Origin of the sequence: Mycobacterium sp. ACS4054, from assembly GCF_001667275.1 — a bacterium.
Lineage (GTDB): Bacteria > Actinomycetota > Actinomycetes > Mycobacteriales > Mycobacteriaceae > Mycobacterium.
In genome coordinates this window covers 1-25,984 of the sequence record NZ_LZHV01000036.1, presented here as the reverse complement: position 1 = coordinate 25,984, position 25,984 = coordinate 1, and the positions used below count along the sequence as shown (strand labels likewise).

Here is a 25,984-nt window from a genome sequence, read left to right as displayed (position 1 = left end):
CACGCTGGGGCGAAAGGACTTGGCGGGCAACCTCGTTCGCGAGCGTTACGTCTCACCGTCAGCGCCGGATTCGCCGGATTCGCCGGATTCGACAGCGTCGGCCGGGTCCTCGATCACCTGATAGGTCGGGTCCACCATCGTGATGGGCCGGGTGCCCGATTGCCGGGCCTTCCCGCTGACCCGCAAAACCTGGCCGGGCTGGATGTCGGCGCCCCCGCGGCCGGGCCGGAAGGTGATCGTCAGTTCCCCGCTGTTGTCCCCGATCACGACCTCGCGCAGGGTGCGCCCGCGGTCGTTGACGTCCTCGACCTCGCTGACCCGACCCTCGACGGTGGCCCGTTGGCCGGAGATCAGGCCGGCCACCAGGATGACCGACGCCGGGCGCTCCGGGTGCTCGTAGGCGTCCACCTTCTCGTCCTCGCCCTTCGACACCCACGCCTCGAGCTTGTCGATCTCGCCGGCGATCCGTTGCTCGACGGTGTCGGGGTAGGCCTCCCTGATGCGGGATTCCACGTCGTACGGCACGATGGTCGCCGCCGCGTCGGGGATCAGGCTCACCGCGCTGGAGATCTTGTCCGCGGTGCGGTCGTGCAGCAGCCGCCCCAGCAGCCGCCCGAATGTCCGGCGCGGCAGGAGCACGGTCACGTTGGTGCGCGCTTGTTCGTCGCGGGCCTTGGCGACAAACAGCTGCGCGGCCCGGATGATCCGCCGGTCCGGGCAGTCGACGACCCGCAGCGGGGTGTCCAGATCGAAGTGGTCCCAACGCTTTCGCAGGACGGCGGCGTGGGCCGGGTCCACCATGAAGTGCACCGCGGTCAGCTCGTCGGCCCGCAGTCCCCTGCCGTAGCGCAACGCTTCGATCACCGCCAGGTCGACGGAGTCGACGAACACGAACACCCGGTGCCGCGCGTACTTCACCAGCTCCGGGCGGTCGGTGCGGAACATCTCGAGAATGGCGGCCTCGGCGCGGTATTCGCGGTTGAGCCGGGTCAGGATGAACACCAGCAGCGGGAAAACCACGACCACCAGCCACGCGCCCTCGGTGAATTTCGCGACCGCGAAGATGCCCACCACGATCGTGGACAGGATTGCCGCCGACAGGTTGATGGCCAGGCGTCGTCGCCATCCCCGTTCGCGGTGCGTCAGATGGTGTTTGGTCATGCCGTAGCCGGCCATCGAGAACCCGGTGAACACGCCGATCGCGTAGAAGGGGACCAGCGCGTTGACCGAGCCGCCCGTCACCACGAGCAGCACCACCGACAGCGCGGTCAGGGTGATGATGCCGTTCGAAAAGACCAGCCGGTGCCCGCGTTTGGTGAGTTGGCGCGGCAGGAAGCGGTCCTCGGCGACGAAACTGGCCAGCGCCGGAAACCCGTTGAAGCTGGTGTTCGCGCCGGTGAACAGGATGGCCGCGGTCGCGGCCTGGACCAGCGTGTAGAAGACGTTGCCGAGCACGCCGTTGCCGAAGACGGCGCGCCCGATCTGCGAGAGCACCGACGGGTATTCGGTGAGATACGGCGTGGCGTGGGTGACGTGGGCCAGATAGGCGACGCCGGCCAGCAGCAGGCCGAGGATGGCGGCCATGGCGGTAAGCACTCGGCGGGCGTTGCGGCCCTGAGGCTTTCGGAAGTGATCCACGGTGTTGGAGATGGCCTCCACCCCCGTCAGGGACGAGCCCCCGTTGGCGAAGGCTCGCAGCAACACCAAGATCGTGGCCCCCAGCACCAGGCCGTTGCCCTGGTGAACGGGGACGGTTCCGGACATGTGCGCGGGATCGTAGATCGGCAGATTGCCCAGGGCCGCGCGGATGACGCCGACCACGATGGTCAGGCCGACCATGCCGATGAAGGCGTAGGTGGCCAGCGCGAACGGCAGGCCCGCCTCCTTCAGGCCACGCAGGTTCGCGTAGCAGATGGCGAACACCACCCCGACCGTGATTTCCAGGCTGTACGGGCCCAGCGAGGGTACGGCCGACACCACCGCGACCGTCCCGGCCGCCGACTGCACCGCGACGGTGACCACGTAGTCGATCAGCAACGCGGCGGCGGCGATCTGCGCCACCCGGGGCCCGAAATTCTCGCGGGCGACGATGTAGGAGCCGCCCGCTCGGGTGTACGCCATCACCACCTGGCGATACGAGGCGGCCACCAGCACCAGGATGAGCAGGATGACGCCCGTGATCGGAAGCAACAACACGAAGGCGGCCAGCCCCGCGTGGGGCAGCAGCTCGATCAGGATCTGCTCGGGGCCATAAGCGACCGACGAGACCGCGTCCGGCGAAAGCGCGCCCAGGGCAACCGGATTCGACAACTTCTCGGAGGCGATGTCCTCGGTGACCAGCGGCTTGCCCAGGAACACCCGCTTGGCGATGTCCCCGACCGAAAGCGGGATCCGTAGCTTGCCGGCCGAAGTGGTCACGACAACCGTCCTTAAGTCGAGCGGGCGAACACCTCCGATGCATTGTGCATGGTCGCCGCCGTCACTGGGGCGGCTTGCCGGCGTCGGCTAGGCGAGTCGCTGCACCGCGGCGGCGATCCGCTCGTCGGTGGCCGTCAGTGCGACGCGGACGTGCTGTGCGCCGCGCGGGCCGTAGAAGTGGCCGGGCGCTACCAGAATGCCCCGTTCGGCCAGCCAGGTGACGCTGTCGGCGCATGGCTCGGCGCGGGTGGCCCACAGGTACAGGCCGGCCTCGGAATGGTCGACGGCGAATCCGGCGGCGCGCAGGGCCGGCAGCAACGCGGCGCGCCGCCGCTCGTACCGTTCGCGCTGCGCCCGCTGGTGGGCGTCGTCATCGAGAGCGGCGACCATGGCCGCCTGCACCGGCGTCGGGACCATCATCCCGGCGTGTTTGCGCACCGCCAGCAGCTCGGCCACCAGATCGGGGTCACCGGCGACGAACCCGGCGCGGTAGCCGGCCAGCGACGAGCTCTTCGACAGCGAGTGGATCGCGAGCAGCCCGGAATGGTCGCCGTCGCACACCGAGGGATGCAGGATCGACAGCGGTTGGGCCTCCCAGCCCAGCCCCAGGTAGCACTCGTCGGAGGCCACGATGCTGCCCCGGTCGCGCGCCCAGCCGACCACCTTGCGCAGGTGGTCGACGCCCAGCACACGCCCGGTGGGGTTGCTCGGCGAGTTCAGGTAGACCAGGGCCGGCGATTGCGGGCCCAGCTGGGTCAGCGAATCCGCGCGCAGCACCGTCGCCCCGGCCAGCCGGGCCCCGACGTCATAGGTCGGGTACGCCAGCTCGGGCACCACGATCGCGTCCGCGGGCCCGAGCCCGAGCAGGGTCGGCAGCCAGGCGATGAGTTCCTTGCTGCCGATCACCGGCAGGACGGCGGCCTCGGTCAGTCCCGTGATGCCGAAGCGCCGAGCCAGGGCGGCGACCGCCGCCTCGCGCAGTCGCGGGGTGCCGGCGGTGGCGGGGTAGCCGGACGCGGAACCGGCGGCCGCCAACGCGTCGGAGATCACCGGCGCGACCGGGTCCACCGGGGTCCCGACGGACAGGTCGACGATGCCGTCGGGATGCGCGACGGCCAGCGCCTTCGCGTCGGCGAGTGTGTCCCAGGGGAATTCCGGCAGGGCCGCCGAGACCCGCCCGCGGGTGGCTCGCGACCGCGCCCCGGGCTTATCCAGCACCGGCCCGCTCAGTCGCCCTCGCCCTGCGGCGGCAGGTCCTTGACCACCTGCGGGTCGTTCTCGGTCATGCCGACCTTGGCGGCGCCGCCCGGCGAACCCAGCTCGGTGAAGAAGTCGGCGTTGATCTGCGTGTACTGGCTCCACTGCTCGGGCACGTCGTCCTCGTAGTAGATCGCTTCGACGGGGCAGACGGGCTCGCACGCACCGCAGTCGACACACTCGTCGGGGTGGATGTACAGCATCCGCGCGCCCTCGTAGATGCAGTCGACCGGGCACTCCTCGATGCATGCCTTGTCTTTGATGTCGACACAGGGCTCGGCGATCGTGTAGGTCACAGACGTCTCCTCCATGTACTGCGGTGTGGGCTGCTCTTCGGCTCGCGCCCGGTGCTTCCGGCCGCGCCAGACAAAGCTTTCGGTTACTGATACTAGACGTTGCACATACACGTCAACCACTTGGCACGCCCGTTGAATCGACGATTTAAGACCGCCAGTCTCGCAAGCCGCGACCGGGGCCCGTTTCGCCAAGGGCGAACACCGCCCCCGGGCCGCCGACCTGCGCATAGTCGCAGTCCAGCCGGGTTCGGCGATATTCGTTGAGATGGAAGCACGGTCGTGGCGCCTGGTAGCCTCGACCGGAAGACGGCAACCGCTGGGCAGATGTCGTCGCCTTTAAAAGCGGTGCATTAACGGGGAAGGTGTCCACACATGAGGCTGTCGTTGACCAAATTGACCGTTGCGGTGGGTAGCGCTGCAGTGGCGTTGACCGCCGGCGCCGGGATCGCATCCGCGGACCCGTCGGACGCGATCATCAACACCACGTGCAACTACGGGCAGGTGATCGCTGCGCTCAACGCCACCGACCCGGCGGCCGCCGCGCAGCTGAACAACTCGCCGATCGCGCAGTCCTACATCCGCAACTTCCTGGCCGCGCCGCCGCCGAAGCGTCAGCAGATGGCCCAGCAGATCCAGGCGATGCCGTCGGCGATGAAGTACTACGACGACATCAATCAGGTCGCCGTCACCTGTAACAACTTCTGAGTCAGTAACCGCTGAGCAGGCCGCGGACGCGGCCCAGGGTTTCCGGGCCGACGCGGCTGCAGATGCGCGACGGGTCCGCGGGCTTACGCCCCCAGAGCAGCAGCACGCGTGCGGCCGGATCCGTTTCCAGCGTGGCGGGTCCCTCGGGTTGCCTGAGTTCGATGGCGGTGCGGTCCGCCTCGGCGCTGATCAACACGTCGTCGGTGCCGGGGGCCCGCAGCCGCGCCTCGACGCGTTCGTCCGGCCGTAGTCGCTTGGCGCCCTTGACCAGCAGCGGCTTGCCGACCGCCAGGACGCTGTGGGTGGTCATCCAGGGCTCGGCCAGCCGCGCCTGAGCGGCGGCATCATCACCGGTGATGTCCCAGCCGTGCAGCACCAGCTCCTCGCGCATGTGCTCGGCGAACCAGGGCACCTTCATGGTGCGGCCCGTCCAGGCCACGTCGGTGTCCTGCGGTACAGCGTCGGCCTCCGCCGAGACGGCGCTCAGCGTGGCCATCCGGTCGAGCAGGGCGTCCCACAACTGGGCGTCGGTCAGGTCGCGCAGCGGTCCCTCGCGCTCCTCGAAGGAGCGCGTGCCGACGGTTTCACCGGCCAGGTGCGCGCCCAGCACCCGGGCGAGCTCCTCGGCGTTGCCGGCCTGATGGATGACGATGTCGCGCACCGTCCATGCCTCACACCAGGTTCCGGCGTCGGGCCGCCGCCGCTGCACCGCGTCGACGAACGGCCGCCACTCCGGGAACCGGTCCTGATCGATGTCTTGGTTCACGGCGTCGGTTATACCCGCCGCCGGTGACACGCAAGCGCCGCTACGCCGCCCGCGGGGCGTACGTGGTGGTGCGCTGACGCGCCGGGCGCCCGATCCCTTCGGCGATGGCCGTCAGCTCTTCGACGGTCTTGGCCGACCCGTGCTCCGAGCCGGCCATCCGCGAGATGGTCTCCTCCATCAGCGTGCCGCCCAGATCGTTGGCGCCGCCGTTGAGCATCACCTGGGTGCGCTCGACGCCCAGCTTGACCCAGCTGGTCTGAATCTGGGATATCCGGCCGTGCAACATGATTCGCGCCAGCGCGTGCACGGCCCGGTTGTCGCGGTGGGTGGGCCCGGGCCGGGCGGCGCCGGCCAGATACAGCGGCGAGCTCTGGTGCACGAACGGCAGCGGCACGAACTCGGTGAACCCGCCGGTGCGATCCTGGATCGCGCGCAGCACGTTGAGGTGGGCGACCCAGTGCCGCGGGCTGTCCACGTGCCCGTACATCATCGTCGACGACGACCGCAGGCCCACCTCGTGCGCGGTGGTGACGATGTCGATCCACTCCGACGTCGGCAGCTTGCCCTTGGTGAGCACCCAGCGCACCTCGTCGTCCAGGATCTCGGCGGCGGTGCCGGGGATGGTGTCCAGTCCGGCCTCGCGCAGGCTGATCAGCCACTCGCGCACGCTCAGCCCACTCTTGGTCACGCCGTTGGCGATCTCCATGGGCGAGAAGGCGTGCACGTGCATGGACGGCACCCGCGCCTTGACGGCGCGGACCAGGTCGGCGTAGCCGGTGACCGGCAACTCGGGGTCGATCCCGCCCTGCATGCACACCTCGGTGGCGCCCTCGACGTGTGCCTCCCACGCGCGGTCGGCCACCTCTTGGGTCGACAGCGAATACGCGTCGGCGTCGCCCTTGCGCTGCGCGAACGCGCAGAACCGGCAACCCGTGTAGCAGATATTGGTGAAGTTGATGTTGCGGTTCACCACGAACGTCACGTCGTCACCGACAGTGTCGCGCCGCAGCGAATCCGCCAGCGCGGCAACGGCTTCCAGCGCGGGCCCGTCGGCGGTGGCCAGCGCCAGGTATTCGCTGTCGGTGCAACCGGCGGGATTGCGCTCGGCCGCCCGCAGCGCGGCGAGCACGTCGGTGGCTAAGCGCTCTGGCGCTTTAGGGCCCTGGGCGGCCAATTCGTGGACGTGGGCGCGGATCGATTCCCAGTCGCCGAACGCGCTGTCCAGGTCGCTGCGGGCTTCGGTCGCGCGGCCCTCGGTGTCGATCGCCGCGTTGAGGTCGGTCCGCCCGGCGGACGCGACGTCGTCGGGCTCCTGCCACGGCAGCCCCACCGGGTTGACGTCGCGGGCCAGCCCGGTCGCCGAATCGGCCAGCGCCATGACGTGGCCGCGCACCCGCGGGTCGATCCACGCCGCGCCCGCCTGCACGTATTTCGGCTGGGCGGTCAGCCGCTGCACCAGTTCGTATCCGGCCTCGGCGGTGACGTCGGCCAGCTCGTCGAGCGCGGGCCACGGCCGCTCGGGGTTCACGTGGTCGGGCGTCAGCGGCGACACCCCGCCCCAGTCGTCGACCCCGGCGCCGACCAGGGCCAGGCACTCGTCGCGGGACACCAGGTTCGGCGGCGCCTGGATGCGCATGCCGGGCCCGAGCACCAACCGCGCGACCGCCACCGTCGCCAGGTAGTCGTCGATTCCCGCGTCCGGGACCGCGGCCATCGCGGTGTGCTCCTTGGCCCGGAAGTTCTGCACGATCACTTCCTGGACGTGCCCGAACTCCTTGTGGGACTTGCGAATCGCGTGCAAGGTCTCGGCCCGCTCGGTCAGCGTCTCGCCGATTCCGACCAGCAGGCCGGTCGTGAACGGAATGGACAACCGGCCGGCGTCGGTGAGCGTGCGCAGCCGGACCGCCGGATCCTTGTCCGGACTGCCGTAGTGCGCAAGCCCTTTCGTTTCGAACAATCGACGCGACGTGGTCTCGAGCATCATGCCCATCGACGGCGCCACCGGCTTGAGCCGCGCCATCTCCGACCAGCTCATCACGCCGGGATTCAGGTGCGGCAGCAGCCCGGTCTCTTCGAGCACCCGGATCGCCATGGCCCGCACGTAGGACAGCGTGGAGTCATATCCGCGTTCGCCCAGCCACTGCTGCGCCTCCGGCCACCGATCCTCGGGGCGATCGCCAAGGGTGAAAAGGGCTTCCTTGCAACCAAGTTCGGCCCCGCGACGGGCGATGTCGAGGATTTCGTCGGGCTCGAGATACATCCCCGCCCCCTGCGCGCGCAGCTTGCCCGGCACGGTGACGAAGGTGCAGTAATGACACGTGTCGCGGCACAAATGGGTGACCGGGATGAACACCTTGCGCGAATAGGTGATCGGCAGCCCGCCACCGGGGCCGCGCCGGCCGGCGGACGTCAGGCCCGCGTCGCGCACCCGCGCCGCGCTCGCGCACAAATCCGCGAGGTCTTCACCCCGCGCGGTCATCGCGACGGCCGCCTCATCGACGTTGAGCGCGACGCCGTCTCGGGCGCGGCGCAACACCCGCCGCAGCGCCGAGGCGCTGGTCTTAGGCGGAACCACAGGATTAGGAAGAGCGGTGGGCTCCTCGCCCGGAGTCAGCGGCACCTTCGTGTAACTTCCCCACGATCGAATTTCATCCGCGTGTCCCAACATGTGAAATTTTCTCCGACCCGTGCGGGCCCCGTCTGCGCAACAGTAAACAGTAGCGTCAGGGCCGCAACCCGGGACATCCCGGCCCGCGCGAACCTCAGAACCCGCGACCCCGCCGCCACAGCACCCAGAACGGCGGCGCCACACCGAGCACGATCAGCAGCAGGGCCCCGTAGGCCAGCAGGCCGCGACCGCCCAGGATGACGTCGTCGGCCGGGCCGCCCATGCTGATCACCGCCACGGTGAGCAGCCACGTCCACAACGGCAGCGCGGCCAGCCGCGACGACGTGGTCCACCGCCCGGCGGCCCACACCAGCGCGGCGTTGACCAAGCCGGAAATCAGGCCGCTGATGGGAAACGGGACGGCCCCGATATAGGACGGCAGCAGCAGGGCCCCGGCAAGTGCGGAGAGGACCCCGTCGACGGCGAGCAGCGCCAGGACAACGAAACGTATCGCGGGGTCTGTCGCGCCGGCGTCCTCGGTGGAGGCGGCGCGCGGCTTCGTTTCGGTCAGGTCGGGACGCTGTCGATGTTGGAGAGTATCGAGCCGATAACCCACTGCAGGCTGTCGAGCCGGTCCTGCCAATGCTGCTGATTAGGGTCCAGGTCGGGGTCCATGCCGAAGTCCTTCCGTGGCTGCCTGATTGAAAAGCCTACCGCGTATCGACCGCGCTGAAATCAAGCCCCGCAAGCAGATCTGTTTCCCAGCCGCGCTCGTCGCGCTCGCCCGCCGCGCCGGCGGCAAGCACGTAGTGCTCCTCCGCCACGATCGGCAGCGCCATGTTGTTCGACAGCGCGCAGGTCCGCCCGGTCGGGCCGATGACCACCTGGGTGGCGTGCGCGGCCAGTGCCGCCCGCTTGGCCTCCCACGCCAGGGGGCCCGCCTCGACGATGGCGTCGATCTTGTCGTCCGAATAGCCGAAGTCGAACTCGTCGCGCGGCGGAATCGCCCAGTGTGGCAGCAGATCGTTGTCGTCCAGCGTCTCCCAGGCGGCCTCGAAGGCGCTCTCGGCCACCACGGTCCAGTAGAACTTCGGCACCGTCCATGGCTCGCCCGGAAAGTCGCCGGCGCCGGCCGTCAAACCGGCAGCGGTCACGGCCGCCGTCGTGACCGCGTGGGCGTGGACGTGATCGGGGTGGCCGTAGCCGCCGCCCGGGTCGTAGGTCACGACCACGTGCGGGCGCTGCTCGCGAATGACCGCGACCAGCGCGCCGACGGTTTCCTGCTCGTCGGCGTCGATGAAGCGCTGGCGCCGCCGCGGGGGCGTGCCCCGCATGCCCGAGTCGCGCCAGCGCCCGGCGCCCCCCAAATAGTGGGGCGCGCCGACGCCCAGCGCGTGCAGCGCCGCGGTGAGCTCGCCGATGCGGTAGCCCCCCAACTGATCCGCGCGGTCGACGGCCAGCTCGGCCCAGCGGTCCCCGATGACCTCGCCCTCCTCGCCGAGCGTGCAGGTGACGACCCGCACGTCGGCCCCGCGGGCCGTGTAGTGGGCGATGGTCGCCCCGTTGCTGAGGCTCTCGTCGTCGGGGTGCGCGTGGACGAACAGCAGCCGCGGAGTGTCGGGCATGACGGCACCCTACCCGCAGCACTAGCGATAGGAACGCATGCGACTACTATCGAGGAATGCCGCAGCTCACCAAGACCGCCCCGGCCGGCGGCCGGAGCCGCCGACGGGGCGAGGTCCTCGAACGGGCCCTCTACGAGGCCACGCTGGCCGAACTGGCCGAGGTCGGCTACGGCGGGCTGACGATGGAGGGAATCGCGACGCGCGCCCACACCGGCAAGGCGGCCCTCTACCGACGGTGGGCCACCAAGTGCGAGCTGGTGCACGCCGCGTTGGTGCACACCCTGCCGCCGTTGCCCGAGGCGCGGCCCGGCCGCTCGGCCCGGGAAAACCTGCTGACGGTGTTCACCGCCCACCGCGACGTCTGCGCCGGCAAGACCGCCTTCCCCGGCATGGCCACCGTCAACCAGCTGCTGCACGAGCCCGAGATGCGCGCCATCTTCGCCGACGCGGTGGTGGCGCCGCGGCTGCGGATCGTCGAATCGATCCTGCAGGCCGCCGTCGCTGAGGGTGACCTCGACCCGGACATGATCACCCCGCTGACCGCGCGCATCGGCCCGGCGCTGATCAATCAGCACTTCCTGCTGACCGGGTCGCCACCCAACCGGCGGGAACTGGCGCTCATCGTCGATGCCGTGATGCCGCCGCGGGCGGGGCGGGCGGCCCTGGACTAGCGGAGCCCGATCACGGCCCGGTCTTGATCCATTGGCCGGCGTCGCCGACGATGCCGACCGGCACCGCACCCGACAGGCCCACGTTCTGCACGCTGGGGCCGGCCGCGACGATCGTGGTGTCCTGCAGGATCGGCAACACGGTGGACATGTTCCACAGTCTCGGCTCGACCGCGGTGATCACGTCGTTGATGTTCTTCGTCCCGTTGAGCGCGGCATCGATGTTCGACTGGACGCTGCGATCGCAGATGCCGGTGAGGTTGGACGGCGCCTGCACCAGCGCGTTGGGGTCCGCCGGCCGGCTGGGCTGGGTCGACGGCGTGGTGGCGGGGGTGCCCGGCCGACCCGTCGTCGGCGCCGCCGAGGTGGGCGCCCCCGGGGACGTCGGCACCTGCGTGGACTCCAGCGCCGGGCAGCCGTACCGCGAGGCCAGCCGCGTGGCCAGGTTCCCACCCGCCTGATGCCAGCCGACGATCGCGTCCACCTGGTTGTTGTTCAGCGCGTCGCGATACAGCGTGACCGGGTCCAGCGCCAGCACGCTGGCCGCGATGCCGACGTTGCGCAATTGGTCGGCGGCGGTGTTGGCCACCGCGACCGACGTCGGGTCGTTCGCGGCCACGCCGATGACCAGCGAAAGTTGTTGGCCGTCCTTACTGATCCGGCCGCGGATGACCTCGGGCGGTCCCCCCGTGTTCGTCGGGGTGGGCGCCGGCGAACCCGACGCGTTGCCCTCGACCTTGTAGCCGGAGCCCTCCAGCAGGGCCAGCGCAGCCGGCGTCGTCATCGCGGGCGGCGCGGTGGGCTCGTAGCCCGGGTCGCTGGGCGCCCGGATCTGGGCCTGGTCCAGCGTGACGGTGTTGTCGCTGCCCGCGCCCACCGCCGCGAGCAGGTCGACGTCCAGCAGCCCGAGGATCGCCTTGCGCACCTGCGCGTCGGACAGCTTGGGCTCGTTGGCGCGCAGCGTCAGCTGCATCACCCGCGGCGTCACGATCCGGGCCGTCCGCACGTCGGGGATGGCGGACAGCTGCGCGAACGCCGCCGAACCCCCATGCACCTGGGCCACCTGGGTGTCGCCGTTGCGCACGGAATCGGCCAGCGCGGCCGGCGCCCCGGCCCGCCGGAAGAGGATCAGCGCGGGCTTGGCCGGTGGGCCCCAGTAGCGGTCGTTGCGGGCCACCAGGATCTCGTCGCGCTGCGGATCGATGCTCTCCACCCGGAACTGGCCGCCGGTGACCGGAAGCGCCCGGGCCAGCCCGGCCGCGAAACCGCCCGGCACGTCCTTGACGATGTGTGCCGGAAGGAGGTTGCTGAACAGCTCCTTCCACGAGGGGTACGGCTGGGCGAAGGTGACCACCGCCTGCTTGCCGCCCTCGAGCGACTGCACGCCGGTGATGAGGTCGTAGCCGGCGGGGTCGACGACGCCGGGCTGGCTGACCATCTGGTGCCACAGGTACCAGAAGTCGTCGGCCGCGATCGGGGCGTTGTCCGTCCACTGCGCCTCCGGCCGGATCTTGTAGGTCACCGTGAACGGGTTCTGGTTGGTGACGTCGGCGGACTCCAGCAGGGTGGGGTCCATCTCCCAGCGCGAGCCCGTCGGCGTGGCGGGATCGGGCACCGGGCGGAACGCGCTCGGCAGGACCAGCGCGCTGATCGCCGCGTTCACCGGGGACAGGTCGGACAGCAGGTGCGGGTTGAAGCCGGCGCCGATCGAGTCGATGCCCATGATGATCTGGGTGGGCCGCGGCGGAGGTGGTGGCGAGTTGTGCGGCGTGTCGGTGCTCTGCGGCGCCGGCGGGGGGTTCACCGTGCACGCCGCGAGCGCCAGCCCGGTGAGCGAGACGAGCACGCCGACCGTCACAAATAATCGGCGGACGCGGCTCGGCATGCCGATCAGGGTATCGAGCAGCTGCCCAGCAGCCCGCCCAAGCACGCGCGATTAACCCCGGGCCTTGGCCCGCGAGCGGCTGCGGGCCCGGGATGTGGCGTCCAGCTCCACCTTGCGCACCCGGACGATCTCCGGGGTCACCTCCACGCACTCGTCCTGGGCGCAGAACTCCATGGCCTGTTCCAGGTCGAGTTCGAGCGGCTTGGCCAGGGTCTCGATCACGTCCGCGGTCGAGGACCGCATGTTGGTGAGCTTCTTCTCCCGGGTGACGTTGATGTCGAGATCCTCGGCGCGCGGGTTGATCCCGACGACCATGCCCTCGTAGGTGTCCTGGCCCGGTTCGACGAAGAACTGGCCGCGGTCGGCGAGCTGAATCAGCGCGAACGGCGTGATGACCCCGGAACGATCGGAGACCAGCGACCCGGTGTGGCGGGCGCGGATCTCCCCCGCCCACGGCCGGTACCCGTCGAACACCGCGTTGGCGATCCCGGTGCCGCGCGTGATGGTGAGGAAGTCGGTGCGGAAACCGATCAGGCCGCGGCTGGGCACGATGAAGTCCATCCGGACCCAGCCCGCCGCGTGGTTGGTCATCTCCTCCATGCGGCCCTTGCGCGCGGCCATCAGCTGGGTGATCGCGCCGACGAACTCCTCGGGGCAGTCGATCGTCATCGCCTCGAACGGCTCGTGCAGCTGGCCGTCGATCGTGCGGGTCACCACCTGCGGCTTGCCGACGGTCAGCTCGAAGCCCTCCCGGCGCATCTGTTCGACCAGCACCGCCAGGGCGAGCTCGCCGCGGCCCTGCACCTCCCACGCGTCGGGCCGACCGATGTCCACCACTCGGATCGACACGTTGCCGACCAGCTCGGTGTCCAGGCGGTTGCGGACCATGCGCGCGGTCAGCTTGTGACCGAACACCTTGCCCGCCAGCGGCGACGTGTTGGTGCCGATCGTCACCGAGATCGCCGGCTCGTCGACCGTGATGCGCGGCAGGGCGTGGGCGTGGTCGGGATCGGCCAGAGTGTCCCCGATCATGATCTCGGGCAGCCCGGCCACCGCCACGATGTCACCGGCGATCGCCTCGTCGGTGGGGCTGCGCTCGACGCCCTCGGTGGCGAGCAACTCGGTGATCTTGGCGCTGGTGATCACGGGCAGGCCGTCGACCTCCCGCATCCAGGCGACCTGCTGGCCCTTGCGCAGCTTGCCGTTGTAGATGCGGATCAGGGCGAGCCGGCCGAGGAAGGCCGACGCGTCGAGGTTGGTCACCAGCGCCTGCAGCGGGGCCTCGGGGTCCCCCGACGGCGGCGGGATGTGCTCCATCAGCACGTCGAACAGCGGGTCCAGGTTGTCGCCGGCGGGCACCTCGCCGTCGGCGGGTTGCTCGGTGCTCGCGATGCCCGCGCGCCCGGACGCGTACAGCGTGGGCAGGCCCAGCGCGTGCTCGGCGGCCTTGGCGGCCTCGTCGTCGAGGTCGGACGCGACGTCGAGCAGCAGGTCGTGGCTGGCGTCGACGACCTCCGCGATGCGGGCGTCGGGCCGGTCGGTCTTGTTGACGACGAGGATCACCGGAAGGTGCGCAGCCAGCGCCTTGCGCAGCACGAACCGCGTTTGCGGCAGCGGCCCCTCGGACGCGTCTACCAGCAGCAGCACGCCGTCGACCATGGACAGGCCGCGCTCCACCTCGCCGCCGAAGTCGGCGTGCCCGGGGGTGTCGATCACGTTGATGACCGTGACGGTCCCATCCGAGTTGACGCGGTGCACCGCGGTGTTCTTGGCCAGGATGGTGATGCCCTTTTCCTTCTCCAGGTCACCGCTGTCCATGATGCGTTCCTGGGTGTCGTCGCCGCGGTGGTGCAGCGCCCCGGACTGCCGCAGCATCGCGTCCACCAGGGTGGTCTTGCCGTGGTCGACGTGGGCGACGATGGCGACGTTACGGAATGGCACGTCGGTGATTGTGGCAGCGCGGGGCCGTCAAAGGCGAACCGGCAGGTGCGGCCCGCCCGCGATCTGGTGTGCTCGCATGGCGACTCAGCACGGCGTTTCGCCACCCTGACCGCACACCAAAAGCCCTGGATGCACCCGGGCGCTACCAGCCCCGGCGGCGGGGCGCGGTGCCGACCAATTCGCCCTTGTCCGCCTCCTCGCGGCTGCGGTAGACGATGTAGGGCCGGAACAGGTAGGCGATCGGCGCGCTGAAGATGTGCACCAGCCGGGTGAACGGCAACAGCGTGAATAAGACCATGCCGATTAGGGCGTGCAATTGGTAGTCCAGCGGCGCGTTGATCATCACCTCGCCGTGCGGCTGCAGGAGCCAGATTCGGCGGAACCACATGCCGACCGTGTAGCGGTAGTGGAACTCGCCGCCGTGCGGCCCGGTGCCGATCAGGTCGCAGTACAGGCCCACCACGATGGCCAGCACCAGCACGGTGTACATGATCTTGTCGCTGCGGGTGGTGGCCAGCGACACCGCGGGGCGGGTGAACCGCCGGTAGATCAGCAGGCCGATGCCGGCCAGCGTCGCCAAGCCGGCCAACGACCCGGCGATCACGGCCTGCAGATGGTAGAGGTGGTCGCTCAGTTTGAGCATTTGCGTCACCCGCGGGGGGATCAGCAGGCCCATCACGTGCCCGGCGAACACCGCCAGGATGCCGAAATGGAACATCGGGCTGGCCACCCGCAGCAGCCGCGACTCGTAGATCTGCGAGGACCGCGAGGTCCAGCCGAACTTGTCGTAGCGGTAGCGCCACCAGGTGCCGACGATCAACACCGACAGCGTGACGTACGGCGAGATGTCCCAGAACAGTACGCTGTCAAACACCTTGCGCTCCTTCACGTCTGGGTGGCACGGTCAAGTTGAAGGGTTGCAGCCCAACGGCTTCCGCGGGCGGCCCGGCTTGGGCCAGGCGCTCCGCGCGGCGCACGTCCTGGTCGCTCGCCACGGGCAGCGTCGCGCACACCGCCGCCACGCATGCCTCATACGGCGACTCGGCGTCCGCGAGGGCGCCCCGCAACACGTCGATGGGGACGCGGTGTTCGGTCAGCACCCGCCGCCCGGCCTCGGGGTCGACGGTGGCGGCGAATTCGAGCACGACGGGCAGGTGGTCGGGCGCCTCGGAGCACGGGGGCTGCACGCCCGCTTCCCGGTATGCGGCGGCGAACTCCACCATCTCGCGCCCGCGGTTACGGGTGTCCCCGGCGGTCCAGTACGTCAGGTACATCGTGCAGCGGCGCCGCATGTCGAAGGTCGCGACGTAGTCCATCGCGGCGGCCATCGGTTCGCGCGCGCGCAGCGCGGCCAGCGTCTGCCCCAGCAGCGCCGCCGCGGGCCCGGTGAGGTGGCCGAGCAGCTCCTCGACGGTGTCCAGCCGGGCCGGCAACTCGTCGTCCGGGTAGGAAAGCAGCAGCGACGCCGCCTGCCAGATCAGTCGGTCCCGCAGGGTGTCGGTGCGTCCGCGACGCAGCCTCATTGCCCCTTCCCCTGCGGAAACATTCCGGCGGGCACCTGGCCGCCGTCCCAGTTGAGCAGGTTCACCCGCCGCTCACCATTGGTGGCCGGCTCGCCGCCGGGCCGCTTGAGCGCGTGGAACGTTTCCACGGAGACGGGCGACGGTTCACCCGACTCGTACATACCCGGTCCGCCCTCGCCGTCCAGCGAGCAACCCATCTGCTCGAGGTCGTGGGCCTGCGGGCTGAACGCGGTCGGAATGACATAGCGCTCTTCGTATTTCGCGATGGCGAGCAGCCGGTACATCTCGTAGATCTGCTCCTCGGTCATCCCGACGGCGTGTGGGATGTGCGGCTGCGTCTCGCGCCCGAGGTTGATGTCACGCATGTACGAGCGCATGGCTGCCAGCCGCCGCAGCACGCCCTCGACCACGGCGGTGTCGCCGGCGGTGAACAGCTCGGCCAGGTACTGCATCGGGATGCGCAGCGCGTCCAGCGCGCCGAACAGGTTGCCCAGGTCCTCCCCGTCGTGGCCGTCGCGGCTGACCGCATCGACCACCGGCGACAGCGGCGGGATGTACCAAACCATCGGCATGGTGCGGTATTCCGGGTGCAGCGGCAGGGCCACCCGGTAGGTGTTGATCAGCGCGTGCACCGGCGAACGCTGCGCGGCCTCGATCCACTCGTCGGAGATGCCGCCCGCGCGGGCGGCGGCGATCACCTCGGGGTCGTTGGGGTCCAACAGGATTCGGCGCTGCGCCTCGTACAGGTCCTTCTCGTTCTCCACCGACGCCGCCTCCAGCACCCGGTCGACGTCGTAGAGGACCAGGCCCAGATACCGCAGCCGCCCCACGCAGGTCTCCGAGCAGATGGTCGGCAGCCCGACCTCCATCCGCGGGTAGCACAGCGTGCACTTCTCGGCTTTTCCGGTCTTGTGGTTGAAATAGACCTTCTTGTAAGGACATCCGGAAACACACATCCGCCAGCCGCGGCAGCGGTCCTGGTCGACCAGCACGATGCCGTCCTCGCTGCGCTTGTACATGGCGCCCGACGGGCACGACGCCACGCACGACGGGTTGAGGCAGTGCTCGCAGATGCGGGGCAGGTAGAACATGAAGGTCTCTTCGAGCTTGAGCTTGACCTCGTCGCTGACCTTCTTCAGGATCGGGTCGCCCGCCAGGATCTCCGGAGACCCGGCCAGGTTGTCGTCCCAGTTCGGGCCCCAGGACACCTTCATCGGCTCGCCGCTGATCAGGCTCTTGGGCGCGGCCGTGGGGAAGGTGTCGCCGGCGGGCGCCGTGGTCAGGTTCTCGTAGTCGTAGGTCCACGGCTCGTAGTAGTCGTCGATGACGGGCAACCGGGGGTTGGCGAAGATGCGCAGCAGTTTGTAAATGCGGCCGCCGTCGCGCAGCCGCAGCCGTCCCTTCTTATCGCGTATCCAGCCGCCCCGCCACCGCTCCTGATCCTCGTAGGTGCGCGGATAGCCTTGCCCTGGACGGGTTTCGACATTGTTGAACCACACGTACTCGGTGCCGCTGCGGTTGGTCCAGGCCTGCTTGCAGGTGACCGAGCAGGTGTGGCAGCCGATGCACTTGTCCAGGTTCATCACCATCGCCAACTGCGCCATTACCTTCATCTAGTACGTCACCTCCTGGCTGCGCCGCCGCACCACGGTGACCTCGTCGCGCTGGTTTCCGGTGGGCCCCATGTAGTTGAAGGCGAACGCGTGCTGGCCGTACCCCCCGGCGAGGTGGCTGGGCTTGATGCGGACGCGGGTCAGCGCGTTGTGGTTGCCGCCGCGCTTGTTGTTGGTTTCGGTGCGGGGCGTGTCGACCGTGCGTTCCTGCACGTGGTAGACGAACACCACCCCGTCGGGCATCCGGTGGCTGACGATCGCGCGGCACACGTAGATGCCGTTGGCGTTGACCGCCTCGACCCAATCGTTGTCGCGCACCTTGAGTTTGGCCGCGTCGGCGGGGCTCATCCACATCGTCGGCCCGCCGCGGGACAGCGACAGCATGTACAGGTTGTCCTGGTAGGTGGAGTGGAACGACCACTTCGAGTGCGGGGTTAGATAGCGGACGGTGAGGCCGATCCCGCCTCGACCGTCCGGGGTAGGGCCAAGCTCGGGCTGGCCGAACAGCCGCGTCATGTCCAGCGGTGGACGGAACACCGGCAGGTGCTCGCCCAGCTCCTCCACCCAGTCGTGGGCCAGATAGAAATGCATCCGCCCGGTCAACGTGTGGAACGGCTTGAGATTCTCGATGTTGATGGTGAACGGCGCGTAGCGGCTTCCGCCGGTTTCGCTGCCCGACCATTCCGGGCTGGTGATCACCGGCACCGGACGCGCCTGGGTGTCGGCGTAGCTGATGCGCCGCTCCTCGCTGCCCTCGGCCAGGTGCGCCAGCCGTTGACCCGTCCGCTTCTCCAGCTCGCGGAAGCCCTCGACCGCGAGCCGGCCGTTGGTGGTGCCGGACAGCAGCAGCAGCACGTCGGCCATCCGCGCGGCCGTGGTGATCGCCGGACGCCCCGCCGCTGCACCGGAATTCATCACGCCGAACTTGGCGGCCAGCTCCTCGACCTCCCGAAACGGATGCACGGTGATGCCCTTGGTGGTCAGCCCGAAGGTGTCGACGAGCGGGCCCAGGGCCTGCCACTTGTCGTAGACGGCGCCGTAATCGCGTTCCACCACGGTGAGTTTGGCCATGCTGCGCCCGGGCACCGGCGTCGCGCCGGTGTGCAGCCAGTCTTCCTCGGCGCCATCGGGATAGGCCATCGCGTCCGGGGTGTCGTGCTGCAGCGCGGTGAGCACCACGTCGCTGCGGGTGCCCAGGTGCCGCTTGGCCTGCGCGCTGAAGGCGCGCGCGATGGCGCCGAAAGCCTCGAAGTCCGAACGGGTTTCCCAGGGCGGATCGGTCGCGGCGCTGAAGGCGTGCACGTACGGGTGCATGTCGGTGCTGGAGATGTCGGCCTTCTCGTACCAGGTGGCCGCGGGGAGCACGACATCGGAGACCAGCGTCGTCGAGGTCATCCGGAAGTCGATCGACATCATCAGGTCGAGCTTGCCCTCGGGGATGTCGCCCTCGCAGACCACGTCGGCGGGCCGTATCCCGTCGGCCGGCGGCTCGGCCTGCACATTGGAATCGGTGCCGAGCAGGTGACGCAGGAAGTATTCGCCGCCCTTGCCCGACGAGCCGATCAGGTTGGCCCGCCACACCGTAAGCACCCGCGGCCAGTTGACCGGGTTGTCGGGATCGGTGACGGACAGCTTGAGTCTGCGGTCGCGGAGCTGCTCGGCGACGTACTCGGCGACGTCACGCCCAGCGGCGCGGGCGTCGTCGGCGACGTCCAAGCTGGACCGGTCGAACTGCGGATAGAACGGGCTCCAGCCCATCGCCGTCGCCGAGGCCAGCAGATCCATGGTGTGCTTGCCCGCGAACCTGCCGCGCCCCAGGGGGCTGGCCAGCTTGTCCGCCCCGTAGCCGTCGTAACGCCACTGGTCGGTGTGCGCGTACCAGTAGGAGGCGCCCGGCACCTGCCGGGGCGGACGCACCCAGTCGGTGGCCATCGCCATCGTCTGAAAACCGGTGAGCGGACGCACCTTTTCCTGGCCGACGTAGTGCGCCCAGCCGCCGCCGTTGCGCCCCATCGAGCCGGTCAGCATCAGCAGCGCGAGCACCGCCCGGTAGATGGCGTCGCCGTGGAACCACTGGCAGATGCCGCTGCCCATGATGATCATGGACCGGCCCCCGGATTCCTCTGCGCTGCGGGCGAATTCCTTGGCGACGCGGATGGCCTGCGCCGCGGACACGCCGGTGATGGTCTCCTGCCACGCGGGGGTGTTCTGCTGGGTCGGGTCGTCGTAACCCGTGGGCCATTCGCCGGGCAATCCCGGCCGGGCGACCCCGTATTGGGCGAGCATCAGGTCGAAAACGGTGCACACCCGGTGCTTGCCGACGCGGCGCACCGGGACGCCGCGCGCGACGGTGGCGCCTTCGCCGTTGATTGTGTCGAAGCTGGCCAGGTGCACCAGCGCGGTGTCGTCCGACCCGAGGACGCTGAGCGCCGGCTTCAGCTCGCCGAGATCGAGGTTCCACTTTCCGACGCCGTCCTCGCCGTACCGGAAACCCAGCGAACCGTGGGGCACCGCAACCGAATTCGTCGCCTCGTCCCACACCGCGGGTTTCAGCGCCGCGTTCTCGGAGCTCTTGAAGGCCTCGCCCAGGTCGGCCGCCGTGAGGTTCTTCCCCGGCACCAGCATGTCGCCGCGCTCTTCCAGTTTGATCAGGAACGGCAGGTCGGTGTAGCGGCGCGCGAAGTCGGCGAAGAACGGAACCTCTTTTTGCACATAGCATTCCGAGAGGATCACGTGCCCCATCGCCATGGCCAGCGCGCCGTCGGTGCCGGCCGCGCACGGCATCCACTCGTCGGCGAACTTGGTGTTGTCGGCGTAGTCGGGGCTGACGGTCACCACCTTGGTGCCGCGGTAGCGCGCCTCGGCCATCCAGTGCGCGTCCGGCGTCCGCGTGATCGGCACGTTGGAGCCCCACATCATCAAGTACGCCGCGTCCCACCAGTCGCCGGACTCGGGCACATCGGTCTGATCGCCGAACACCTGCGGCGAGGCCACCGGCAGGTCGGCGTACCAGTCGTAGAACGACGTCATCGGCGCGCCGATCAGCTCGAAGAACCGCGACCCGGCGGCGTAGGACACCATGGACATCGCCGGGATGGGCGAGAAGCCGGCGACCCGGTCGGGCCCATAGGCCTTGATGGTGTGGACGTGCGCCGCGGCGATCAGCTCGGTGGCCTCCGCCCAGGTGACCCGGACCAGCCCGCCCTTGCCCCGGGCCCGCTGATAGCGCCGCCGGCGCTCGGGGTCGGCCTGAATGTCGGCCCACGCCAGCACCGGATCGCCGAGGCGGGCCTTGGCCTCCCGGTACATCTCGACCAGCGCGCCGCGGGCGTACGGATAGCGCACCCGGGTGGGCGAGTAGCTGTACCAGGAGAACGACGCCCCACGGGGGCACCCGCGCGGCTCGTATTCCGGCCGGTCCGGGCCGACCGAGGGATAGTCGGTCTGCTGGGTCTCCCAGGTGATGATCCCGTCCTTGACGTAGATCTTCCAGGAGCAGGAACCGGTGCAGTTGACCCCGTGGGTGGAGCGCACCACCTTGTCGTGGCTCCACCTGTCGCGGTAGAACACGTCGGCCTCGCGGCCGCCCTTGCGCGTCACCGTGCGCAGGTCGGGCGAGAACTCGCCGGGCGTGAAGAACCGCCCGCTGCGCTCCAGCAACTCCTCGAGCGCTCCACCGACGTGTGGTGTGACAGTCAACAGCTACCCCTTCTACTTCGTGGCGCCACGCGTCGGGACCGTTGCTTCGATCCAGGTGCATCCAGCCGAAGATTCGTCGGCCCGCGGGCAATGCCCGCTCGATCGGACACCGGCATCAGGCGCGGCGGACGGGCCTATCGCCTTCGCGCGTGGCCTCTTAACGAAATGTCGTTTGGTCAGCATCGGTTTTACGGACCCAGCGGCGCCCGGCGCCGTCATCACCCGACCGCTTCCGGCGGGCACTTCAGGGTCAAGTGGTTATTACAAGTTCACGTTGGCGTTATACCTAAAGTTCACCTTCGCCACCTTCTGCGGCGCTGGATGTCAGCTGCGGAAAGGCTGTGGGCTTGTTATGAGGCCGATTCGGCCAGCGCGCGTACCAGGTCGGCGACCCAGGCCCGGTCGGCGGGGACCCAGTCGACGTCCGGCAGCTCGGCCGCCGGCACCCAGCGCACCGCCCGGTGGTCGTGCGCGCGCGGCTCGCCACCGAGCAGCCGCACGCGGTACGCGCGCAGCGTCATGCGGTCCAGCGCGATGTCACCGCCCAGCCGGTCCCCCACCGCGACGTCGTTGACCGACAGCCCCAGCTCCTCGGCCAACTCCCGGGCCAGCGCGTCGCGCTCGGTCTCGCCGGGTGCCACCTTGCCGCCGGGCAACTCCCAGCGGCCGGCCAGCTCGGGCGGCCGGGCGCGTTGGGCCACCAGGACCGTGGCCCGGCGGATGATCGCGCCGGCGACGACGATCTGGGTCGGCATGGCCAGACGGTATACGTCGGGTGGGTGCGGGCCGAAGGTGGTGAGTCGGCGGGGCGAGCGCCCCGACCCCGCCCGCCCGATTTTTCCGAATTCGGCCCGCGCGCTTGCGAAGCCGCATACGCTTTCGACACGAATCCAACAAGGTAGCGACACGTCACTCCATCGGGCGATTTGGCAAGGATGCATGCGACCTTGCTAGGGCGGCGGCAGACCCAACTGCCGCGGTGTTTCATTTTTCTGGGTGCCGCGTCGTGATCCTCCTTACGCGTGTGCCCGAAACCCCATCAAGGAGCCTTTCCTGTGACTGCGACAGATGCATCCGAGGTAATCATCGGCAGAGTGGCCAAGCCGGTTCATCGACAGCTGGTGGACCGCAGCCGAGAAATTGGCCTTTTGGCTTTGAAATATCTTGTGTTGGGCGTCGCCCAAGCCGCCATCAAGGTCGTCGACCTATCGGTTCCCCGCAGGTTTTCTCTGGTCGAGACGACCCCGTTCATTGATCCGCGCCAATTCGAATGGCACGAAACCCTCACGGCGGCCTACCCCAAAATTCGGTCCGAGCTGGAAGCCCTGTTGTCCCACGCCGAAACGATCCCGAATCACCAAGACATCGTCGAGGCGATACGGGCCCTCACGGACGACGACAAATGGCTGAGCCACTTCCTGTACATCTATGGCCGGCGTTTCGAGAAGCAGTGTGCGGAGTGCCCGGAAACCACCGCCCTGCTCGACGAAATACCGGGGATGAAGACCGCGTTCTTCTCCATCCTTTCGCCTGGCAAGCGGATACCCCCGCACAAGGGGCCCTACCGCGGCGTCATGCGTTACCACCTGCCCCTCCTCGTCCCCAGCCACGGCGACTGCGCCATCCGGGTGCACGACGAGATCGCCAAATTCGAAGAGGGCGTCGCGATCATGTTCGACGACACGTACGAGCACGAGGTGTGGAACGACACCGAGGAAACCCGCGTGGTCTTATTCCTCGACATCGTGCGGCCGATGAAATTCCCCTTCAATCTGGTGAATTCGGCGATCATCGGTTTTGCCGGCTGGTCTCCACTTGTCAAAGGGATGCAAAAGAACCAGCTGACATTCGATCGCGCTGTCAAAAAGTCCGCTTAACTGCGCGCCGGCCCAGGGCAAAAGCGAGCCATAGCCGATTAAGCGCGCCAAGAGCGGCGCGCGGCGGCGCGTTTCCGGTCGCACCCGGGCGGTCGTGACTCTCTAATCCGGTGACCCGGACCGGGCCGCCGGCCGGGCAAATGAGCGGCCATTCCGGCCGAGCGCGCCGAAAATGCCGGGACGCCTTTGTCCGTGCCGAGTTCGTCGTGCTTATTCGATATCCCTCGACGACAAAGGCGACAGCATGTCCAATTGCGACGGAAAGCTGAGTCGATCCATCTCAAGTGCGGCCGAAAGAAACCGCCAATTGCCATTGGGTGGTGCTGTCGGCGGCGGCCGAAATCGCGCTCAGCGATTCGAAAGCACGTGGCTGGCTAATAGCGCTGGAACACATGGTTGATTGTTGCCGATGCGACCGAAATCAAGCGCGTCAGATGCGGGGGCGCACCGCGTCGTTGGCGCGCACGGCCTACCGTCGAGTGCAGGCACAACGGAGAGGACGCGCGATATGACCGTGTTAACGGACGAGCAGGTGGACGCCGCACTGCCCGATCTCGACGGGTGGGAGCGCATCGACGGTGCGCTGCGCCGGTCGATCAAGTTCGACAGCTTTCTCGCGGGCATCGACGCGGTGCGCCGGGTGGCCGAGCACGCGGAAAGCAAGGACCATCACCCCGACATCGACATCCGATGGCGGACAGTCACTTTCGCCTTGGTGACGCATTCCGCGGGTGGCATCACCGAGAACGACGTCGCGATGGCACACGACATCGACGAGATCGTCGGGGGTTAGTCCGTCGGGGCGGACCGCCTGCCGCTGGCGGCGATCCACACCAGGGTCGCCACCGCCGCCACGATGTAGACCAGGCCCGCCCACGCCAGGTACCACGGGCGGCTGATCTGCCAGATCGTCGGTTGCGCAAAGCTCAGTAACCACGGCACGCCGACGATGGTCAGCGCCAGCCAGCCCCAGCCCACGACCCGCGCGCCGGGGCGCTCGCGCGGCGGCCCGTGAATCGCCCAGATCATCAACGGCACCAACCAAACCCAGTGATGCGTCCAGGAAATCGGCGAGAGCAGCAGCCCTAACACCTCAACCACCAGCAGCCTGCCCAGCCGGTCGGACGGGTCCAGCGCCCGCCAGGCCAGGACGGCGGCCACCGCGGTGGCGCCGATGGCGATCAGCACGGGCGGGCCGAATCCCGCGTCATGGCCCAGGATCCGGGAGATGCCGCCACGCCAGGATTGGTTGAACGACGTGGCGATCGGCCCCACCCGGTGCGCGTCGCCCAGCAGCCGGGTGAAGTAGTAGCGGGTCTGGTCGCCGACCACCAGGGCCGACACGCCGATGGTCGCCGCGAAGACGACGACGGAGAACGCCGCCGCGGCCCATCGCCGCACGCCGACCAGGTAGACGCCCGCGATCGCGGGGGTCAGCTTGATTCCGGCCGCCACGCCGACGAGTAGACCCGACAGCCACCACCTCGTCGTCCACACCGCCCACAGCACGGCCAGCATCAGCAACACGTTGACCTGCCCGTAGTCGAACGTGCTGCGCAGCGGCTCGATCCAGATGGTGACGGCGGTCCAGAGCATGGCCAGGCGGCGGCCCTCGGCGCCGCCCGCATCGCCGATCAGGCGCTGGCTGACCCGGATCGCGCCGTACAGCGCGGCCATCGTCGCGAGCTGCCACGCAAACGCGACCAGGCCGAACGGCAGCCGGGTCAGCGGGTAGAACACGACCGCCGCGAAGGGCGGGTAGGTGAACGGCAGCGGGAAGTCGGGCGTCTGATCCGCGTACACGTAGCTGTAGAGCGTGCCTGGGTGGTCGATCGCGGCGGCGCCGCCGAGGTAGACGTGCAGGTCGACGAAGTTCGCGCCGTGCGGCGCCAGATACGTCCAGGCGAACCGGGCGGCCACGCTGGCGACCAGCAGCGCGGGCGCCGCGGCCCGGAGCAGGCTCGCGAACCGCCAGCGCGGGGATGCCGCCGGGGCGGCCGAGGTGGTGTCTATCCGCCCGACTTTAGCGATCCGGGCCGGCCGATCCGCACATCCCCGCGCGCCCGGTCGGCGGGCGTTCGGTCACCGCCGTCACTCGTATCAATAACGATCAAATAAATGCCACACGTGTCACTTGAGTCCCATCTGTATCAACGTAACTTCGGCCCTGGACCCGTAATCCACAACCAGGGAGAGTCATGCCAACCATCTGGACTTACTTGCGTGCAGCGGCCGTCGTAGTCGGTTCGTCCGCGGCTCTACTGACGGGCGGTATCGCCCACGCCGACCCCGTGCCGGCTCCGCCGATTCCGAACATTCCGCAGCAGCTGATCAGTTCGGCGGCCAACGCGCCCCAAATCCTGCAGAACCTCGCCACCGCCCTCGGCGCCACCCCGCCGGCCGCGCCGGCCGCCCCCGGCATCACCTTCCCGGGTGTTCCGTCGGCGGCCGCCACGTCACCGGCGACTTCGGCGACCGTGCCCTCCATCCCCGGTCTGGCGCAGGCGCCGACGCCGTCCGCACCGACGACGGCCCAGGGCCTGCAGGGGTTGATCCCCGGCCTGACCCAGCCGGCACCCGCGGCGCCGGCCGCCCCGGCCACGTCGTCCATTCCCGGACTTCCGGCCATCCCGGGGCTGTCGACGCCGACCGCCCCCGCCACCCCGCCGACCCCGCAGCTCCCTCAGGCGAAGGTCGACATGCCGGCGTTCCTGCCCAATCTGCCGGTCAGCGTGCCCGCGCAGATGACCCTCCCGCAGGACCTGACGGCGCTGGCCGGGGCTCCCGCAGCACCGGCGGCTCCGGCCGCACCGGCGACCGGGGCCAACCCGGTGGCTCCGCTGCTCGCCGGCCTGCCCTGAGTAATTAGCCAGACAGCAACGCCAACCCCCTAATGACCGGAGGACACACCGTGGCAACCACTTGGAATCTGTCCAAAGGTTTGGCCGCTGTCGTCACGGCTTCGGCTGCCGCGTTGGGGGGGGGCCCCCCCCCGCGGGCCCGGCGGGGGGCCCCCCCCCCCGCCCGGCGCGAAAAAACCCCGGCCGGGCCGCGGGGGGGCGGCGGGGGGGCGGGGGCGGGCGCCCCCCCCCCCCCCGCCGCC

At 69.3% G+C, this 25,984-nt stretch carries 20 protein-coding genes; 5 read left to right on the top strand and 15 right to left on the bottom strand.

Annotated elements, in window-relative coordinates; translation table 11 throughout:
• Window positions 1-45 precede the first annotated feature (45 nt).
• The 3 genes from A5730_RS08130 to fdxA form a co-directional block, all read right to left on the bottom strand.
• Window positions 46-2,418 carry an APC family permease gene (locus tag A5730_RS08130; protein WP_067898058.1) on the bottom strand — a complete coding sequence of 791 codons (2,373 nt, stop codon included), beginning with the start codon at window positions 2,416-2,418 and terminating at the stop codon, window positions 46-48.
• 87 nt (window positions 2,419-2,505) lie between these two features.
• Entirely contained in the window at window positions 2,506-3,633 is a 1,128-nt protein-coding gene (gene dapC, locus A5730_RS08125; RefSeq protein WP_067898273.1) for a succinyldiaminopimelate transaminase, read from the bottom strand.
• Between the two features lie 11 nt (window positions 3,634-3,644).
• Entirely contained in the window at window positions 3,645-3,971 is a 327-nt protein-coding gene (gene fdxA, locus A5730_RS08120; RefSeq protein WP_055398945.1) for a ferredoxin, read from the bottom strand.
• A gap of 372 nt (window positions 3,972-4,343) precedes the next feature.
• On the opposite strand from fdxA, the gene A5730_RS08115 reads away from it, so the two are divergent.
• Complete coding sequence (locus A5730_RS08115; RefSeq protein WP_055398820.1) at window positions 4,344-4,676, top strand: hemophore-related protein; 333 nt, start codon at window positions 4,344-4,346, stop codon at window positions 4,674-4,676.
• A gap of 1 nt (window position 4,677) precedes the next feature.
• Here A5730_RS08115 and A5730_RS08110 read toward each other — a convergent pair whose 3' ends face one another.
• The 4 genes from A5730_RS08110 to mshB all read right to left on the bottom strand — a co-directional run bounded on the left by A5730_RS08110 (window position 4,678) and on the right by mshB (window position 9,675).
• Window positions 4,678-5,442: a maleylpyruvate isomerase N-terminal domain-containing protein gene (locus A5730_RS08110; protein ID WP_067898055.1), complete on the bottom strand. Its 765-nt coding sequence runs from the start codon at window positions 5,440-5,442 to the stop codon at window positions 4,678-4,680.
• A gap of 40 nt (window positions 5,443-5,482) precedes the next feature.
• On the bottom strand, window positions 5,483-8,110 hold the full coding sequence (locus tag A5730_RS08105) for a bifunctional FO biosynthesis protein CofGH (RefSeq protein WP_082946752.1): 2,628 nt from the start codon (window positions 8,108-8,110) through the stop codon (window positions 5,483-5,485).
• A 94-nt stretch (window positions 8,111-8,204) separates the two neighbouring features.
• Entirely contained in the window at window positions 8,205-8,666 is a 462-nt protein-coding gene (locus tag A5730_RS08100; protein WP_067898049.1) for a hypothetical protein, read from the bottom strand.
• A gap of 94 nt (window positions 8,667-8,760) precedes the next feature.
• On the bottom strand, window positions 8,761-9,675 hold the full coding sequence (gene mshB, locus A5730_RS08095) for an N-acetyl-1-D-myo-inositol-2-amino-2-deoxy-alpha-D-glucopyranoside deacetylase (RefSeq protein ID WP_067898046.1): 915 nt from the start codon (window positions 9,673-9,675) through the stop codon (window positions 8,761-8,763).
• 56 nt (window positions 9,676-9,731) lie between these two features.
• Between mshB and A5730_RS08090 the strand changes: the two genes are divergently transcribed.
• Entirely contained in the window at window positions 9,732-10,346 is a 615-nt protein-coding gene (locus A5730_RS08090) for a TetR/AcrR family transcriptional regulator (RefSeq protein ID WP_067898043.1), read from the top strand.
• A 10-nt stretch (window positions 10,347-10,356) separates the two neighbouring features.
• Here A5730_RS08090 and A5730_RS08085 read toward each other — a convergent pair whose 3' ends face one another.
• From A5730_RS08085 to A5730_RS08055, 7 genes are all read right to left on the bottom strand, one after another.
• Window positions 10,357-12,234, bottom strand: coding sequence for an ABC transporter family substrate-binding protein (locus tag A5730_RS08085; RefSeq protein WP_197280994.1), 1,878 nt, complete (start codon window positions 12,232-12,234; stop codon window positions 10,357-10,359).
• Between the two features lie 45 nt (window positions 12,235-12,279).
• On the bottom strand, window positions 12,280-14,169 hold the full coding sequence (gene typA, locus A5730_RS08080; protein ID WP_067898041.1) for a translational GTPase TypA: 1,890 nt from the start codon (window positions 14,167-14,169) through the stop codon (window positions 12,280-12,282).
• A gap of 142 nt (window positions 14,170-14,311) precedes the next feature.
• A complete protein-coding gene (narI, locus tag A5730_RS08075) occupies window positions 14,312-15,043 on the bottom strand; it encodes a respiratory nitrate reductase subunit gamma (protein ID WP_067898270.1) in 732 nt (243 codons plus the stop codon).
• Complete coding sequence (narJ, locus tag A5730_RS08070) at window positions 15,036-15,692, bottom strand: nitrate reductase molybdenum cofactor assembly chaperone (protein WP_067898039.1); 657 nt, start codon at window positions 15,690-15,692, stop codon at window positions 15,036-15,038. The genes narI and narJ overlap by 8 nt, the downstream gene beginning before the upstream one ends.
• Window positions 15,689-17,305, bottom strand: coding sequence for a nitrate reductase subunit beta (gene narH, locus A5730_RS08065; RefSeq protein ID WP_067898036.1), 1,617 nt, complete (start codon window positions 17,303-17,305; stop codon window positions 15,689-15,691). The genes narJ and narH overlap by 4 nt, the downstream gene beginning before the upstream one ends.
• Window positions 17,306-21,004: a nitrate reductase subunit alpha gene (locus A5730_RS08060; protein WP_067898034.1), complete on the bottom strand. Its 3,699-nt coding sequence runs from the start codon at window positions 21,002-21,004 to the stop codon at window positions 17,306-17,308.
• A 350-nt stretch (window positions 21,005-21,354) separates the two neighbouring features.
• Entirely contained in the window at window positions 21,355-21,759 is a 405-nt protein-coding gene (locus tag A5730_RS08055; RefSeq protein ID WP_067898031.1) for a (deoxy)nucleoside triphosphate pyrophosphohydrolase, read from the bottom strand.
• A gap of 300 nt (window positions 21,760-22,059) precedes the next feature.
• On the opposite strand from A5730_RS08055, the gene A5730_RS08050 reads away from it, so the two are divergent.
• Window positions 22,060-22,881 (top strand): aspartyl/asparaginyl beta-hydroxylase domain-containing protein, encoded by an 822-nt coding sequence (locus tag A5730_RS08050; protein ID WP_197506212.1) that lies wholly within the window; start codon window positions 22,060-22,062, stop codon window positions 22,879-22,881.
• Window positions 22,882-23,389: 508 nt separating this feature from the next.
• Window positions 23,390-23,674 carry a 4a-hydroxytetrahydrobiopterin dehydratase gene (locus tag A5730_RS08045; protein WP_067818915.1) on the top strand — a complete coding sequence of 95 codons (285 nt, stop codon included), beginning with the start codon at window positions 23,390-23,392 and terminating at the stop codon, window positions 23,672-23,674.
• Here A5730_RS08045 and A5730_RS08040 read toward each other — a convergent pair.
• The gene (locus A5730_RS08040) at window positions 23,671-24,912 is read right to left on the bottom strand and encodes a mannosyltransferase (RefSeq protein WP_067898025.1); all 1,242 of its coding nucleotides are present in this window, start codon (window positions 24,910-24,912) and stop codon (window positions 23,671-23,673) included. The genes A5730_RS08045 and A5730_RS08040 overlap by 4 nt on opposite strands.
• Before the next feature lie 167 nt (window positions 24,913-25,079).
• On the opposite strand from A5730_RS08040, the gene A5730_RS08035 reads away from it, so the two are divergent.
• Window positions 25,080-25,742 carry a hypothetical protein gene (locus A5730_RS08035; RefSeq protein WP_055398851.1) on the top strand — a complete coding sequence of 221 codons (663 nt, stop codon included), beginning with the start codon at window positions 25,080-25,082 and terminating at the stop codon, window positions 25,740-25,742.
• Window positions 25,743-25,984 lie beyond the last annotated feature (242 nt).

Bases quoted from the DNA above. Each gene is read 5' to 3' on its own strand.
- A5730_RS08045 (WP_067818915.1), top strand. From the start codon at position 23,390: ATGACCGTGTTAACGGACGAGCAGGTGGACGCCGCACTGCCCGATCTC.
- mshB (WP_067898046.1), bottom strand. From the start codon at position 9,675: ATGCCCGACACTCCGCGGCTGCTGTTCGTCCACGCGCACCCCGACGAC.
- narH (WP_067898036.1), bottom strand. From the start codon at position 17,305: ATGAAGGTAATGGCGCAGTTGGCGATGGTGATGAACCTGGACAAGTGC.
- A5730_RS08035 (WP_055398851.1), top strand. From the start codon at position 25,080: ATGCCAACCATCTGGACTTACTTGCGTGCAGCGGCCGTCGTAGTCGGT.
- A5730_RS08115 (WP_055398820.1), top strand. From the start codon at position 4,344: ATGAGGCTGTCGTTGACCAAATTGACCGTTGCGGTGGGTAGCGCTGCA.
- A5730_RS08055 (WP_067898031.1), bottom strand. From the start codon at position 21,759: ATGCCGACCCAGATCGTCGTCGCCGGCGCGATCATCCGCCGGGCCACG.
- narJ (WP_067898039.1), bottom strand. From the start codon at position 15,692: ATGAGGCTGCGTCGCGGACGCACCGACACCCTGCGGGACCGACTGATC.
- A5730_RS08090 (WP_067898043.1), top strand. From the start codon at position 9,732: ATGCCGCAGCTCACCAAGACCGCCCCGGCCGGCGGCCGGAGCCGCCGA.
- A5730_RS08105 (WP_082946752.1), bottom strand. From the start codon at position 8,110: ATGTTGGGACACGCGGATGAAATTCGATCGTGGGGAAGTTACACGAAG.